Below are 13,555 nucleotides of genomic sequence, written 5' to 3' on the forward strand. Positions count from 1 at the left end.
ATACACATGTCGAGAAAAGATCCAAATCGACTAACAGGCAGACAAAAAGCAGCAATCCTAATGATTTCCTTAGGGCTAGACGTGTCAGCATCTGTATACAAACATCTGTCTGAAGACGAAATAGAAAAATTAACATTAGAAATTTCAAATGTACGAAGTGTAGATACTGCTAAAAAAGATGAAGTCATCGAAGAGTTTCACAGCATTGCCATCGCGCAGGACTACATATCACAAGGCGGCCTTATGTACGCAAGACAAGTGCTTGAAAAAGCGCTTGGTGAGGACAAAGCGGACAGTATCTTAAATCGCTTAACATCCTCACTTCAAGTGAAACCATTTGATTTTGCTAGAAAGGCTGACCCAGAGCAAATTTTAAACTTTATCCAGCACGAGCATCCACAAACCATTGCGCTCATTCTTTCCTACTTAGATCCAGTACAGGCTGGACAGATTTTATCTGAGTTAGGCGAGGAAGTACAAACTGAGGTTGCAAGAAGAATTGCTTTAATGGATCGCACATCTCCAGAGATCATCAATGAGGTGGAACGTATTCTTGAACAAAAGCTTTCTTCAACCTTTACGCAAGATTATACCCAAACGGGCGGAGTCGAAGCGGTAGTCGAAGTACTGAATGGTGTAGACCGTGCAACGGAGAAAACCATTTTAGATACACTGGAAATTCAAGATCCTGAACTTGCTGATGAAATTAAGAAACGTATGTTTGTCTTTGAAGACATTGTTACTCTTGATAGCAGAGCCATTCAGCGCGTGATTCGAGATGTTGAAAATGACGATTTACTACTTGCACTCAAAGTGGCAAGCGAAGAAGTCAAAGAAATTGTCTTCCGCAACATGTCGCAACGTATGGTCGAAACGTTCAAAGAAGAAATGGAGTTTATGGGACCTGTCCGGCTTAGAGATGTCGAGGAAGCACAGACTCGTATTGTCAGCATCGTAAGACGACTTGAAGAGGCTGGAGAAATCGTCATAGCTCGAGGTGGAGGAGACGATATCATTGTCTAGGATTATCAAACATGAAACATCTGTTATTCCTGAACAAGGCCGTCAAACCATTCCCTTGCAGCAAGTGGAATTCAAAAGAGAACATCACGAAGAAGAGCTTGTCAACGAGACAGAAGCATCCCAGCTTGTATTAAGTGATGCACAAGATGAAGCAAGCCGTATTTTAGAACAAGCAAATCGTGAGCTGGAACAAACAATGGCTGAAATCAATCAGCGGCGAGCTGATTTTGAAGCAGAAAGAGTACAGCTCATTGAAGAAGCGAAACAAACAGGATATCAAGATGGTTTTCAAAAGGGCGAAGCAGATGCGAATTTACAGTATCAATCGATTCTTGATCAAGCGAATGACATTGTCAGCCTTGCAAAGCAGGACTATGAAGCAAAAATCGAAAGCTCTGCTGAAGAAATTGTCGAACTTGCGTTTGAGCTCGCTAAACGAGTATGGAATGCAGCTGAGGACACAAAAGAACAATTTTTAACGCTAGTGAAGCAGGTCATTTCAGAAGTGAAGGAATATGACGATATTTCCATCTATGTCGACCCTGCACATTACGAACATGTGATGGAATATAAAGACGAATTAAATAGAATCCTTCAAAAGAATACACATCTTGCCATTTACTCAGATGAAAAAGCACCAAAAGGTACTTGTTACGTCGAAACAAGCTTTGGAAAAGTGGAAGCGAGTGTTGATACCCAAATGAATCAGTTAAAAGAAAAGTTATTAGAAGTCATTGATTCAGGTGATCACAAATGAACATAGATGTGCTAAAAGAAACGATTGAAACCGCCGATCCCTATAAACGTTTTGGTAAAGTCAATCGAGTTGTTGGACTGATGATCGAGTCCAAGGGGCCAGAAAGCTCAATCGGTGATGTATGTCTTATTCACAAAAAAGGGAGTAAGAATCATCCGATCAAAGCAGAAGTCGTTGGCTTTAAAGATGAAAACATTTTGCTCATGCCCTACGTAGAAGCCTCTAACATCTCACCAGGCAGTCTTGTTGAAGCAACAGGTGAGTCGTTAAAGGTCAAAGTAGGAACTGGTTTAATCGGGCAGGTTGTTGATGCCTTCGGTGATCCACTGGACGGCAGCATGCTTCCTAAAGGACTTGCACCTGTCTCAACAGAACAATCTCCTCCAAACCCGATGGACAGACCGCCTATTCGTGAAAAAATGGGCGTTGGTGTCAGAGTGATTGACAGCTTGCTCACAGTCGGCACTGGTCAAAGAATTGGCATATTCGCGGGAAGCGGTGTTGGTAAAAGTACCTTGATGGGGATGATTGCCAAGCAGACAGAAGCGGATCTCAATGTCATTGCACTTGTTGGAGAGCGTGGACGTGAAGTTCGCGAGTTTATCGAAAAAGATTTAGGAGCTGAAGGACTGAAGCGTTCGATTGTTGTTGTCGCAACTTCAGATCAGCCCGCACTGACAAGATTAAAAGCAGCCTATACTGCAACAGCTATTGCCGAATATTTCAGAGACAGAGGCAAAAATGTCATGTTTATGATGGATTCTGTCACAAGGGTCGCCATGGCACAGCGCGAAATAGGACTTGCAACCGGTGAACCGCCAACAACAAAAGGATATACGCCTTCAGTGTTCGCTATACTGCCAAAATTGCTAGAACGAACTGGTACAAATCAACTTGGTTCCATCACAGCGTTTTACACAGTGCTTGTTGATGGTGACGATATGAATGAGCCGATCGCTGATACAGTGCGGGGGATTTTAGATGGCCATATAGTACTTGATCGTGCACTGGCCAACAAAGGACAGTTTCCAGCTGTCAATATTCTGAAAAGTATCAGTCGTGTCATGAGTAATATCGCAAGTCATGATCACAAGGAAGCGGCTAACCGGTTCCGCCAGCTTTTATCCACATATCAAAACGCTGAAGACCTCATTAACATTGGAGCATATAAAAAAGGCTCCTCTAAAGATATTGATGAGGCCATGCAAGCTTACCCACAACTGATTTCATTTTTGAAGCAGGACGTTGAAGAGGCTGTATCGATTGAAGACAGCGTGAGGATATTGCTCAGTTTGATGAATAGAGAGGATTGACAAAAACAGTGAGATATCAATACAAATTTCAAAAGCTCTTAGAATTGAAAGAAAGTGAAAAAGACAAATCACTCGCAGCGTATCAACAATCCGTTTCGGCATTTGAGCAAGCCGCTGAAAAACTCTATGAAAATATGAGTAAAAAAGAGCTAATGGAAAAGAGCAAAGAAGAAAAGCTGAGAAGTGGGATGAGTGTTCAAGAAATGCGTCATTATCAGCAATTTGTGACGAATTTAGATAACACCATTCATCATTATCAGCAGCTTGTGATCATGAAACGCCATCAAATGAATGAAAAACAATCTGATTTAACTGAAAAAAATATTGAGTTTAAAAAGTTTGAAAAAATGAAAGAAAAGCAATTTGAAAAGTTCTCCCTTGAACATAAGGCAATTGAAATGAAAGAAATGGATGATATCTCTATCAGCCAATTCATGTTTCAAGGACATTAGGAGTCGAGATGAATGCCTAAGAAGGAAAAAACAAAGGAATCAAGCGGCGGCGGTAAATTTCAATGGATCTTGTTTATTGTCATTATCCCATTGGTTGTGCTTGTGATTGTAACGGGCACAATCCTTTATATGGCAGGTTATGATCTAAAGAAACCGCTCCAAAACATTCCGGGGATTAGCAGCTTGGTTGGATCAGATGACACATCAAAAACGTCATCTTCAAATAACGATCAACGTGATACAGAGTTGAAAGCGTTGAAAAAGACGATTAAAGAACAAGAGAATGAACTTGAAATTGCTCAAAAAGACTTGAAGACAAGTGATGAAGAGATTAAACGATTGAATCAAAAAATCAATTCACTTGAAAAAACATCTGATAAAGAGAACACGTCAGCAAGTGACAGTTCATCAAACAGTACATCATCAAGTAATAACGCATCAGGATCTTCAACTGATTCGTCAGCATCTTCTAATCAGCAATCAAAAGGAAAGGTCGCCAGCATTTATGAAAGCATGGATGCAGGGAAATCTGCCAAAATTCTATCAGAGCTAAGTGATAAAGAAGCTTTGAAGATCCTTGAAGAGCTGAGTAAAAATAAGCTGACGGACATATTAGCAAAACTGACACCTCAGAAGGCAGCAACGTTCACGAAGGAGCTTGCCAAAAAAGAAGAAAGTGAAAATGGAGGTGGACAATAAGTGAAGCTATTGGACATTGGAGCCTTACAGCAATCTTCCCAAGGTCTCTCGGGACTAAAGGGAGAGGGGGCAGTATCTGCTCGCGGCCTGTTTAAACAATTGTTAAATGGCGCAGGTATTCAAAGTGGTCCAGCTATTTCTCAGCCAGCGGAAACCAATCTATCCATGAATGATGCGATGCAAATCATTGAAAAATGGATGCAATCACCTGAAGAAGGAATAGATGGAGATCTTCTTGCGGCACTTCAGGCGCTGCAAGGACAAAAGCTTGAGGGGGCTGACTTAAAGTCACTTGAAGAGCTATTTCAAAAGATGGAATCGGTGATCTATGGCGATCAGGATGAGAAGCCAGTTGCTGAACATAGTGAACAGCTCATACAAGTCCACTTTTTCTTATATCAAATACTGAATCAGCAGCCGGTGAGCTTTGATGCAAAACATGTACAGGATATCCAAGCAAAAGGTGAAGATTTCATCAAGTTTCTAACGAAAAACGGAGCAGATGAAAAGCTCATTCAACAAGTAAAAGAGCAGTTCTTCTCGCAAGGATCGGCACCTAAGCTGAATAATATGTCGCAAAGCGAGCTGAAACACTTTAATCAGTTAATCGATCATATGATGGCGAATGCGAAAGGGTCAGATAAAGAGTGGAAAATTTCCTTAGGAGAGTTAAAAGAAATGGTTGCTCCAAGGCAAGAATCTTCCTTCTCATCTCCAGCAAAAGGTGCTGCCTCACTTGAATGGCTTATGAAAAAAGAAGTCACCAAAGGTCAAGGCACTACGGCACCTGCTTCTGAAAAAACAATCACCCATACGCTGCTTCCAGGGCATAAACAGTTCTTCCAACTGCAATCAGCTGCTCCTGTGCAGCAGACGCAAACAACTGACGAAAAGCCAGGCACGGTTGATCAGCAGATTTTAAATACGTGGAAACAAATGAAGTTCACACCATTTGGCAATTCAAGCGGACGGTTTACCGTACGATTAAATCCAGAAAATCTAGGGTTTATTACCATCCAGCTAACGAAACAAAACGGGATGTATGCGAGTAAAATTACAGCTTCAACGCAAGCAGCAAAAGAGCTGCTTGAGCATCATCTGCCGCAGCTCAAGCAGGCGCTACCGAATATGTCGGTTCAAGTTGACCGTTTCCATATACCGCTTCAGTCAAATGAGCAGCCGTCTTTTGGACAATTTAATGAGGAAGGCAAGCAGCAGCCATCAAAAGGACAAAGTTTCCAGCAGCCTGAAGAACAGGAAGCTGAATTCCAAGATGTACTGGATGCTCTTGTTGGATCAGAAGAAGAAGAGGAGGAGATCTAATGGCAACTGTTGATGCGACAAATAGAACAGCCGCTCAAGCGGACACTTCTTCAAACGCAGCAAAGAAAACAGATACACTTGGCCGAGATCAGTTCTTGAAAATCTTGCTTACGCAGCTTCAAAACCAAGATCCGACAAACCCGATTGATGACCGTGAGTTTGTCACACAGCTTGCAACATTTTCTTCTTTAGAACAGCAAATGAATATGAACGAATCTATCACTCAAATGAATCAGATCATGTCTACATTTGTTGCACACCAAGATCCATTTACGACATATGTAGGCTGGATTGGTAAAGAAGTAGCGGGCAAACAAGATGATAAAGACATATCTGGCACTGTGAAGTCTGTGAAAAACATAAACAATGAATACTTCCTATATTTAGAAGATGGAACGAAAATCAGCCCATGGGATGTTACAACTGTTGGAGAAAAATCGTAAGCAAATCGAGGAGGAAAATAAATGTTACGCTCACTTTACTCAGGAATTAGCGGAATGAAAAACTTCCAAACAAAATTAGATGTTGTAGCCAATAACGTGGCCAACGTCAATACACATGGATACAAAAAAAGCCGTATCACTTTTAAAGATATGGTCAGTCAAACCATTGCAAGTTCTGGTGGACCGACGAATAACTCTGGTTCAATCAACTCAAAACAAGTTGGATTAGGATCAGCTTTATCTTCTATTGATAAAATCATGACATCAGGTTCTTCTCAAAATACAGACGAACCATATGATTTCTATATTAATGGAGATGGATTTTTCCGTATTGAAAAGCAAGGTGAAATCCTTTTTACAAGAACAGGGAACTTCAAACCTGATTCAAATGGGGATTTGGTAACATCTGATGGAAACTATCTTCTTGGTATGGATGGGCAAAGAATCAACATTCCACGAGACAATGTGTCAAGTGTTAGTGTTGGGCCAGATGGGACCGTTTCTGTTGTTGAGAACAACGTTTCTCGTACTGTTGGACAAGTATCACTTGTGTCTTTCAGTAATGCAGGAGGACTAGATAAAGTTGGGGATAACTTATATCGCCAAACACTCAGTTCCGGTGCACCAAGTAATGCCATGGCTCCTGGAACTCAAGGAACAGGTGAACTTCAAACAGGTAAACTTGAAATGTCAAACGTTGATTTAACAGACGAGTTTACAGAAATGATTATCGCACAGCGTGGATTCCAATCGAATGCAAAGACGATCACAACATCTGATGAAATTCTGCAAGAACTTGTGAATCTGAAACGATAGGAGGTAGGGGGAGCGGTTTATCGCTTCTCTGCTTAATATGATTGAAGTGACAAGATTAAATGGCAAAGGATTTATGCTCAACGCTCTCCATATCGAGCAAATCGAAAGCTTTCCAGACACGACCATTACACTCGCCAATGGAAAGAAATTCGTTGTGAAAGAAGATGAAGAGCAGCTTCAGGAGAAAATCATTTCTTTCTATAGAAAAATCCAAGTCATTTCATTGAATCAAGGAATAGAGGAGTTTGAATGAAGAAGAAATTAGTCGTAGTAATGCTAATCATGATTATTGCTATCGTCGGAATTGGAGCAGGTATTTTCTTTCTGGTGAATGGGTCAGACGAAGCAAAAGCAGAAAAAGAGCCAACAGCAGATGAAGTCGTAAAAGCTTCTGTTGAAATTCCTGAGATTGTGACCAATTTAAAATCTGAAGGAAATGCGGTTAAACTTGTACTAAATATTGAAACTGATTCAGAAAAAGCCAAAGAAGAGCTTGAAAAAAGAAGCTTCCAAGTGAAAGATGCCGTGATTGACATTTTATCAGACACGAATGCAGATGAACTTGATGGCAAAAAAGGCAGAGAACATTTTAAAACACAGGTCAAAAACAAAGTGAATAACTATTTGCAAGATGGCAAGGTGAAAGAAGTTTATATAACCTCCTTTAATCTGCAATAGAGGCGATTAATTGACACGATGGAGGTGAAGAAATGTCAGGAGAAGTGCTTTCCCAGAATGAGATCGACGCATTATTATCCGCCATATCAACAGGCGAAATGGATGCAGAAGAGCTGAAAAAAGAAGAAACGACGAAAAAAGTGAAAGTGTACGACTTTAAACGTGCACTGCGCTTTTCAAAAGACCAGATTCGAAGTTTAACAAGAATTCATGATAACTTCGCTAGACTGCTTACCACACACTTTTCAGCGCAGCTAAGATCATATATTCAAATTTCTGTCAGCTCGGTTGACCAAGTGCCATATGAAGAATTTATTCGTTCGATTCCTAATATGACATTATTAAACTTATTTTACGTCAGCCCGCTTGAAGGAAGAATCATGCTTGAAGTGAACCCAACGATTGGCTATGCCATGATGGATAGGCTGATGGGTGGGATTGGCATTAGTCATAATAAGACAGAATCACTGACAGAAATCGAAACAAAGATTATCTCAAACATGTTTGAGGGAGCTTTGGAAAACTACAGAGAAGCGTGGCAGTCCATAACCGACATCGAGCCAGAAATGGCAGATTTCGAGGTAAATCCCCAGTTTGTTCAAATGGTGTCACCAAACGAAACAGTTGTCGTCATTTCTCTTAATACACAAATTGGTGAGGTAAGCGGGGTTATTAACCTCTGTATTCCTCACGTAGTATTAGAGCCTATTATTCCGAAGCTGTCTGTACACTACTGGATGCAATCTGAACGAAATGAACCGAAACAAGAAGAAACAAAGGCCATTGAAAAACGGATTATGACGGCGAAAATACCGGTAGTCGCAGAGCTTGGACAATCGGAAATGACGGTGGAAGAGTTTTTGAATTTGGAAATTGGTGATTGTATTGCCTTGGACAAACCAGTAAATGCGCCTCTTACTGTTATGGTCGGAAATAAACCGAAATTCTTGGGACAGGCCGGCCGCGTGAATCGGAAACAGGCGATTCAAATTCTAGATCACGACATAAGAGGTGAAGAAGATGGAGAATAACGGAAGTAAATTATCACAAGATGAAATCGATGCGCTCCTTAAAGGAGGCAGCAATGACGATATAGAGCCTGATACACTCCTTTCTGCAATGGAACAAGATGCCATTGGGGAAATCGGAAATATATCATTTGGAAGCTCTGCAACAGCACTTTCAACCCTATTAAGTCAAAAAGTGGAGATTACAACTCCAACTGTCACAGTGATTCAAAAAAGCAAGCTGAATGAGGAATTTCCTCATCCGTATGTCGCGATTGAAGTGAATTATACGGAAGGCTTCAGCGCTAGTAACCTGCTTGTCATCCAGCAAACCGATGCGGCAGTCATTGCGGATTTAATGATGGGCGGAGATGGAACAAATGCTGACCCGTCGTTAAGTGAAATTCACTTAAGTGCAGTACAAGAAGCGATGAACCAAATGATGGGTTCAGCAGCGACGTCCATGTCAACAGTCTTTAATAAAAAGATTGATATTTCTCCGCCTCGCGTTGAGTTGCTTGATGTGAAAGAAGGAGAAGGCACAGACCGCATTCCAGCTGAAGAGATGCTTGTCAAAGTGTCCTTTAGATTAACAATAGGTGAACTCATAGATTCAAATATTATGCAGCTTTACCCTATTACGTTTGCGAAAGATTTGATTGCAGAATTAACAGACCCAGCGGAAGAAGAGCCGGTTCAAGAAGCACCTCAGAGTGCACCTGAACCACAGCAGGCTGCTCCGCAAGCACAATCTGCTCCTATGCAGCAATCGGCACCGCCGAAAAGACAGGCGAAGCCAAAGCCGGCAGAACCAGTCAATGTGGCGCCAGTTGAATTTGAGGCATTTAGTGAGCCTCAGCATACAACAAGTCAGCTCGGTAATCTTGATATGCTGATGGATATTCCACTTTCCATTACAGTGGAGCTTGGAAGAACGCAGCGCAGTGTGAAAGAAGTACTTGAACTTTCCGCTGGAAGTATCATTGAACTGGACAAACTTGCAGGTGAGCCAGTCGACATTCTGGTCAACAAACGAATCGTCGCCAAAGGAGAAGTTGTTGTCATTGATGAGAACTTTGGTGTACGTGTGACTGACATTTTAAGTCAGTCTGAAAGACTTTCTAATTTAAAATAAACAAACATATAGGGAGAGAATAAGTAAATGGCTACTAAGGTATTAATCGTAGATGATGCAGCATTCATGAGAATGATGATTAAGGATATTCTTGTAAAAAACGGATTTGATGTAGTAGGAGAAGCAGAAAACGGCGCACAAGCTGTTGAAAAATTTAAAGAAACATCTCCTGATCTAGTCACAATGGATATCACAATGCCAGAAATGGACGGGATCACAGCATTAAAAGAAATTAAACAAATCGATGCTTCTGCAAAAATCATTATGTGCTCAGCGATGGGACAACAATCAATGGTTATTGATGCCATTCAAGCAGGTGCAAAAGACTTTATCGTGAAGCCATTCCAGGCAGACCGTGTACTTGAAGCAATTAATAAAACGTTAGGCTAAAAAAGGGTGTAAGACTTGTTGAAAAAACGTTTGATATGTATAGCAATGATCAGTTTTATGCTTTTCTTGACAGCGCAGCCAGCCTCACTGTTTGCTGAAACAAAAGATTCTGAAAATGGCACAGTGAATGACTGGCTCAAAGATGAGAAAGAAAGCAAAAAGGATACAGAAAAGAAAACCACTGACAATCAAACGAATCCGGCAGAAGAAGTTCCCTCTTCTTCTGTCTCCATTATGGATTTTGTCAAAATGATTGGTGCCTTACTTTTTGTCATCCTGCTCATTTACGGATTGGTGAGATTTGTTGGAAAGCAAAACCGCTTACTCAAGCCATTTCGCTATGTTGAAAATATTGGCGGAACGACGGTTGGTCAAAATCGTTCAGTTCAGCTGATCAAAGTGGGCAAACGAGTATTAGTTGTCGGCGTAGCAGACTCAATCCAGCTGCTAAAAGAAATCGATGATGAACAAGAATGCGAAGCGATTGTGAAACAATACGAAGAAGCGATGGAAAGTAAGACTGACTTACCGAAAATGATGCAAAAATTAACATCGCAAGTGAAGAAACACGATCAGCCGACCACTTCTTCTTTTTCAGCCAATTTAAAGGCGCAGCTAGCCGAATTGAAAAAGACCCAATCAGAAGTCAGAAAGAAAGGCCCGAAACAAAATGAATGAGTTTATCGATTTATTTAATTCCAGTGGCGCAGGGAATATTAGCACATCTGTCCGTCTTCTTTTATTGTTAACTGTATTTTCAGTTGCACCAGGCATTCTTATTTTAATGACCTGTTTTACACGGATTGTGATTGTTCTTTCGTTTGTCAGAACATCACTTGCAACCAACTCAATGCCGCCAAACCAAGTGCTTGTAGGACTTGCTTTGTTTCTTACATTTTTTATTATGGCACCCACGTTTTCAGAGATTAATAAAGAGGCACTCACGCCGCTTTTAAATGATGATATTACGTTAAATCAGGCCTATGAAAAAGCCGAAGTGCCAATTAAAGAGTTTATGAGTAAACATACGAGACAGAAAGATTTGGCTTTATTTCTTAGTTACGCAAAAATGGATACCCCTGAATCGATTAAAGATATTCCCTTAACGGCGATGGTACCAGCGTTTGCAATTTCAGAATTAAAGACGGCATTTCAAATTGGTTTTATGATTTTTATTCCATTTTTAATTATTGACATGGTGGTCGCAAGTGTCCTGATGTCGATGGGGATGATGATGCTTCCGCCGGTTATGATATCGCTCCCTTTCAAAATATTGTTATTTGTATTAGTTGATGGATGGTATTTGATTGTTAAATCTTTGCTGCAAAGCTTTTAGAGTAGGTGCTTAAAACATGAGTTCAGAATTTGTCATTACGATGGCTGAAAGATCAGTGTATGTTGTATTACTTGTCAGCGGGCCGCTTCTAGCGCTCGCACTAATCGTGGGACTAATTGTCAGTGTGTTTCAGGCGACAACCCAAATCCAAGAACAGACGCTTGCGTTCATTCCAAAAATTGTTGCAGTGCTCATTGGACTTGTTGTGTTTGGTCCGTGGATGCTTTCAACAATTGTGTCATTTACAACAGAGCTGTTCTCGAATTTAGATCGATTTGCAGGTTAATCAGAGATGTCAATCATAGAATTATTTCCTGCCTTTCTTCTCGTTTTCATTCGGATCACCGCTTTTTTCGTGACAGTGCCGCTATTAGCGCATCGAACGATACCAGCAGTTCACAGAGTTGGTTTTTCACTGTTTTTGGCTGTCATTAGTTTTAGCACCATTAAAGAACCGCCAGCACTCGATATCGACGGTCTTTACATGATGCTTGCCGTGAAAGAAGCAATGGTCGGACTTCTGCTTGGACTGATTGCATATATCATGGTGTCCGCAGTTCAAATTGCCGGCTCATTCATCGATTTTCAAATGGGTTTTGCGATTGCCAATATTATTGATCCACAAACAGGGGCGCAAACGCCGCTGATGGGGCAGTTTTTTTATACGGTGACCTTGCTACTGATGCTGGCAACAAATGCACATCATTTGCTGCTTGATGGAATCTATTACAGTTTTCAATATATTCAAGTTGACCAGTATGCACTGAACTTCGGTAGTGAATCCTTTGCTTACTTTATTGCAAAGAGTTTCAACCAAATGTTCATCATAGCCTTTCAAATCTCAGCACCTGTTGTGGCTAGTTTGTTTTTAGTCGATTTGGCATTAGGAATTGTGGCACGTACAGTTCCGCAAATGAACGTATTTGTCGTTGGACTTCCCATTAAAATGGGCGTGAGTTTTATTATGATCATCATTTGTATGGGTGTCATTTTCGGGGTCGTCCAAAATACATTTGAAACGATTGTGCTCACCATGAGGAATTTCTTAGCATTGGTCGGTGGTTCGTCATGACGACAAGACTTAGACTCGACTTGCAATTTTTCGCAGGTGAAAAAACAGAAAAAGCAACACCGAAAAAGAGACGGGATTCACGTAAAAAAGGGCAGGTTGCCAAAAGTACCGACGTCAATACAGCCATCTCATTTCTACTAATCTTTTTATCATTCTTTTTTATTGGGCCTTTTATGAAAGAGCGTATTATTGCGCTCATTGAACGTTTTTATTCAACAACGATGCTAATGAAGGTTAGCACATCTAATATTCATCAACTATTTGTGGAATTGCTTCAGGAAACAGGACTCCTCCTCATGCCAATCCTTGGTGTTGGTATGCTGGCAGGGATCATTAGTAACTATTTGCAGGTTGGCTTTCTCTTTTCGACAGAAGTAATCAAACCGAAATTAGAAAAACTCGATCCAATCAAAGGGTTTAAACGAATATACAGTATTCGAGCCCTCGTAGAGCTATTAAAATCCATTTTGAAAATTGGTTTAATTGGTTTTGCGACATTTATTGCACTTTGGATGCACTTTGACGATATCCTGAGGCTTCCTTTATTAACAGCAGAGGAAACTCTTCATTTCGTGGCAAATATGACCTTGATTATGGGTCTATATGCAGCAGGTGCTCTCATGATCTTAGCAGGGCTTGATTATATGTATCAGAAATTTGATTATGAAAAAAACTTACGGATGTCTAAACAAGACATCAAAGATGAGTATAAAAAATCAGAGGGTGACCCGCTCATAAAATCAAAAATTAAACAGCGGCAAAGGGAAATGGCCATGAGACGGATGATGCAGGAAGTCCCAAAAGCGGACGTCATCATTACAAACCCGACCCACTACGCAATTGCCTTGAAATATGACGAAGAAAAGATGGACGCGCCCTATGTTGTAGCAAAGGGAACAGATATTTTGGCTTTGAAAATTAGAACAATTGCGAAAGAACATGATGTCATGACTGTAGAGAACCGGCCACTCGCCCGCGCCCTCTATGATCAAGTGGATATCGACCAAGCGGTGCCGGAAGAGTATTTTAAGGCGATCGCAGAAATTTTGGCTTACGTATATAAAACGAAACAAAAGATTTTATGAATTTTTGGTTTTAAAAGGAGAGAACA

18 protein-coding genes are annotated in these 13,555 nt (G+C 40.8%); all 18 read left to right on the top strand.

Going from position 1 to position 13,555, the window contains the following annotated elements; all coding sequences use genetic code 11:
* The first annotated feature begins 6 nt into the window (after positions 1 to 6).
* Genes fliG through flhB form a run of 18 tightly spaced genes read left to right on the top strand, consistent with a single transcriptional unit; the run spans position 7 to position 13,529 of the window.
* Positions 7 to 1,023: a flagellar motor switch protein FliG gene (gene fliG, locus MHH31_RS07885; protein WP_034281776.1), complete on the top strand. Its 1,017-nt coding sequence runs from the start codon at positions 7 to 9 to the stop codon at positions 1,021 to 1,023.
* The gene (gene fliH / locus MHH31_RS07890) at positions 1,016 to 1,780 is read left to right on the top strand and encodes a flagellar assembly protein FliH (protein WP_017367245.1); all 765 of its coding nucleotides are present in this window, start codon (positions 1,016 to 1,018) and stop codon (positions 1,778 to 1,780) included. The genes fliG and fliH overlap by 8 nt, the downstream gene beginning before the upstream one ends.
* On the top strand, positions 1,777 to 3,093 hold the full coding sequence (fliI, locus tag MHH31_RS07895; protein ID WP_008344803.1) for a flagellar protein export ATPase FliI: 1,317 nt from the start codon (positions 1,777 to 1,779) through the stop codon (positions 3,091 to 3,093). The genes fliH and fliI overlap by 4 nt, the downstream gene beginning before the upstream one ends.
* A gap of 8 nt (positions 3,094 to 3,101) precedes the next feature.
* Complete coding sequence (fliJ, locus tag MHH31_RS07900; protein WP_024720352.1) at positions 3,102 to 3,545, top strand: flagellar export protein FliJ; 444 nt, start codon at positions 3,102 to 3,104, stop codon at positions 3,543 to 3,545.
* A 12-nt stretch (positions 3,546 to 3,557) separates the two neighbouring features.
* The gene (locus MHH31_RS07905; RefSeq protein ID WP_007499599.1) at positions 3,558 to 4,244 is read left to right on the top strand and encodes a MotE family protein; all 687 of its coding nucleotides are present in this window, start codon (positions 3,558 to 3,560) and stop codon (positions 4,242 to 4,244) included.
* Positions 4,245 to 5,567, top strand: coding sequence for a flagellar hook-length control protein FliK (locus MHH31_RS07910; protein ID WP_173407996.1), 1,323 nt, complete (start codon positions 4,245 to 4,247; stop codon positions 5,565 to 5,567).
* Positions 5,567 to 6,010, top strand: a complete 444-nt coding sequence (gene flgD / locus MHH31_RS07915; RefSeq protein ID WP_041507305.1) for a flagellar hook assembly protein FlgD — start codon at positions 5,567 to 5,569, stop codon at positions 6,008 to 6,010. Before MHH31_RS07910 ends, flgD begins: the two co-directional genes overlap by 1 nt.
* Before the next feature lie 21 nt (positions 6,011 to 6,031).
* Entirely contained in the window at positions 6,032 to 6,826 is a 795-nt protein-coding gene (gene flgG, locus MHH31_RS07920) for a flagellar basal body rod protein FlgG (RefSeq protein WP_008344796.1), read from the top strand.
* A gap of 37 nt (positions 6,827 to 6,863) precedes the next feature.
* Entirely contained in the window at positions 6,864 to 7,079 is a 216-nt protein-coding gene (locus tag MHH31_RS07925) for a flagellar FlbD family protein (RefSeq protein WP_008344794.1), read from the top strand.
* Positions 7,076 to 7,504, top strand: a complete 429-nt coding sequence (gene fliL / locus MHH31_RS07930; RefSeq protein ID WP_041507304.1) for a flagellar basal body-associated protein FliL — start codon at positions 7,076 to 7,078, stop codon at positions 7,502 to 7,504. The genes MHH31_RS07925 and fliL overlap by 4 nt, the downstream gene beginning before the upstream one ends.
* Before the next feature lie 32 nt (positions 7,505 to 7,536).
* On the top strand, positions 7,537 to 8,535 hold the full coding sequence (gene fliM, locus MHH31_RS07935) for a flagellar motor switch protein FliM (RefSeq protein WP_008354483.1): 999 nt from the start codon (positions 7,537 to 7,539) through the stop codon (positions 8,533 to 8,535).
* Positions 8,525 to 9,646, top strand: coding sequence for a flagellar motor switch phosphatase FliY (fliY, locus tag MHH31_RS07940; RefSeq protein ID WP_007499588.1), 1,122 nt, complete (start codon positions 8,525 to 8,527; stop codon positions 9,644 to 9,646). The genes fliM and fliY overlap by 11 nt, the downstream gene beginning before the upstream one ends.
* 27 nt (positions 9,647 to 9,673) lie before the next feature.
* Complete coding sequence (locus MHH31_RS07945) at positions 9,674 to 10,036, top strand: response regulator (RefSeq protein ID WP_003212360.1); 363 nt, start codon at positions 9,674 to 9,676, stop codon at positions 10,034 to 10,036.
* Between the two features lie 18 nt (positions 10,037 to 10,054).
* Positions 10,055 to 10,714, top strand: coding sequence for a flagella biosynthesis regulatory protein FliZ (gene fliZ / locus MHH31_RS07950; protein ID WP_017367249.1), 660 nt, complete (start codon positions 10,055 to 10,057; stop codon positions 10,712 to 10,714).
* Positions 10,707 to 11,372: a flagellar type III secretion system pore protein FliP gene (fliP, locus tag MHH31_RS07955; RefSeq protein WP_007499580.1), complete on the top strand. Its 666-nt coding sequence runs from the start codon at positions 10,707 to 10,709 to the stop codon at positions 11,370 to 11,372. The genes fliZ and fliP overlap by 8 nt, the downstream gene beginning before the upstream one ends.
* Positions 11,373 to 11,388: 16 nt before the next feature.
* Positions 11,389 to 11,658 (top strand): flagellar biosynthesis protein FliQ, encoded by a 270-nt coding sequence (gene fliQ, locus MHH31_RS07960; RefSeq protein ID WP_003211206.1) that lies wholly within the window; start codon positions 11,389 to 11,391, stop codon positions 11,656 to 11,658.
* A 6-nt stretch (positions 11,659 to 11,664) separates the two neighbouring features.
* Positions 11,665 to 12,444 (top strand): flagellar biosynthetic protein FliR, encoded by a 780-nt coding sequence (gene fliR / locus MHH31_RS07965; protein ID WP_007499578.1) that lies wholly within the window; start codon positions 11,665 to 11,667, stop codon positions 12,442 to 12,444.
* Positions 12,441 to 13,529, top strand: coding sequence for a flagellar biosynthesis protein FlhB (gene flhB, locus MHH31_RS07970; RefSeq protein ID WP_041507303.1), 1,089 nt, complete (start codon positions 12,441 to 12,443; stop codon positions 13,527 to 13,529). Before fliR ends, flhB begins: the two co-directional genes overlap by 4 nt.
* Positions 13,530 to 13,555: the final 26 nt, after the last annotated feature.

The organism is Bacillus sp. FSL K6-1033, from assembly GCF_038630765.1.
Classification (GTDB): Bacteria; Bacillota; Bacilli; order Bacillales; family Bacillaceae; genus Bacillus; species Bacillus altitudinis.

Coding starts and splice junctions, on each gene's coding strand:
- fliG (WP_034281776.1), top strand. CDS start 7: ATGTCGAGAAAAGATCCAAATCGACTAACAGGCAGACAAAAAGCAGCA.
- fliL (WP_041507304.1), top strand. CDS start 7,076: ATGAAGAAGAAATTAGTCGTAGTAATGCTAATCATGATTATTGCTATC.
- fliY (WP_007499588.1), top strand. CDS start 8,525: ATGGAGAATAACGGAAGTAAATTATCACAAGATGAAATCGATGCGCTC.
- MHH31_RS07945 (WP_003212360.1), top strand. CDS start 9,674: ATGGCTACTAAGGTATTAATCGTAGATGATGCAGCATTCATGAGAATG.
- MHH31_RS07905 (WP_007499599.1), top strand. CDS start 3,558: ATGCCTAAGAAGGAAAAAACAAAGGAATCAAGCGGCGGCGGTAAATTT.
- fliP (WP_007499580.1), top strand. CDS start 10,707: ATGAATGAGTTTATCGATTTATTTAATTCCAGTGGCGCAGGGAATATT.
- fliR (WP_007499578.1), top strand. CDS start 11,665: ATGTCAATCATAGAATTATTTCCTGCCTTTCTTCTCGTTTTCATTCGG.
- fliI (WP_008344803.1), top strand. CDS start 1,777: ATGAACATAGATGTGCTAAAAGAAACGATTGAAACCGCCGATCCCTAT.
- flgD (WP_041507305.1), top strand. CDS start 5,567: ATGGCAACTGTTGATGCGACAAATAGAACAGCCGCTCAAGCGGACACT.
- fliM (WP_008354483.1), top strand. CDS start 7,537: ATGTCAGGAGAAGTGCTTTCCCAGAATGAGATCGACGCATTATTATCC.
- flgG (WP_008344796.1), top strand. CDS start 6,032: ATGTTACGCTCACTTTACTCAGGAATTAGCGGAATGAAAAACTTCCAA.
- flhB (WP_041507303.1), top strand. CDS start 12,441: ATGACGACAAGACTTAGACTCGACTTGCAATTTTTCGCAGGTGAAAAA.
- fliQ (WP_003211206.1), top strand. CDS start 11,389: ATGAGTTCAGAATTTGTCATTACGATGGCTGAAAGATCAGTGTATGTT.
- MHH31_RS07925 (WP_008344794.1), top strand. CDS start 6,864: ATGATTGAAGTGACAAGATTAAATGGCAAAGGATTTATGCTCAACGCT.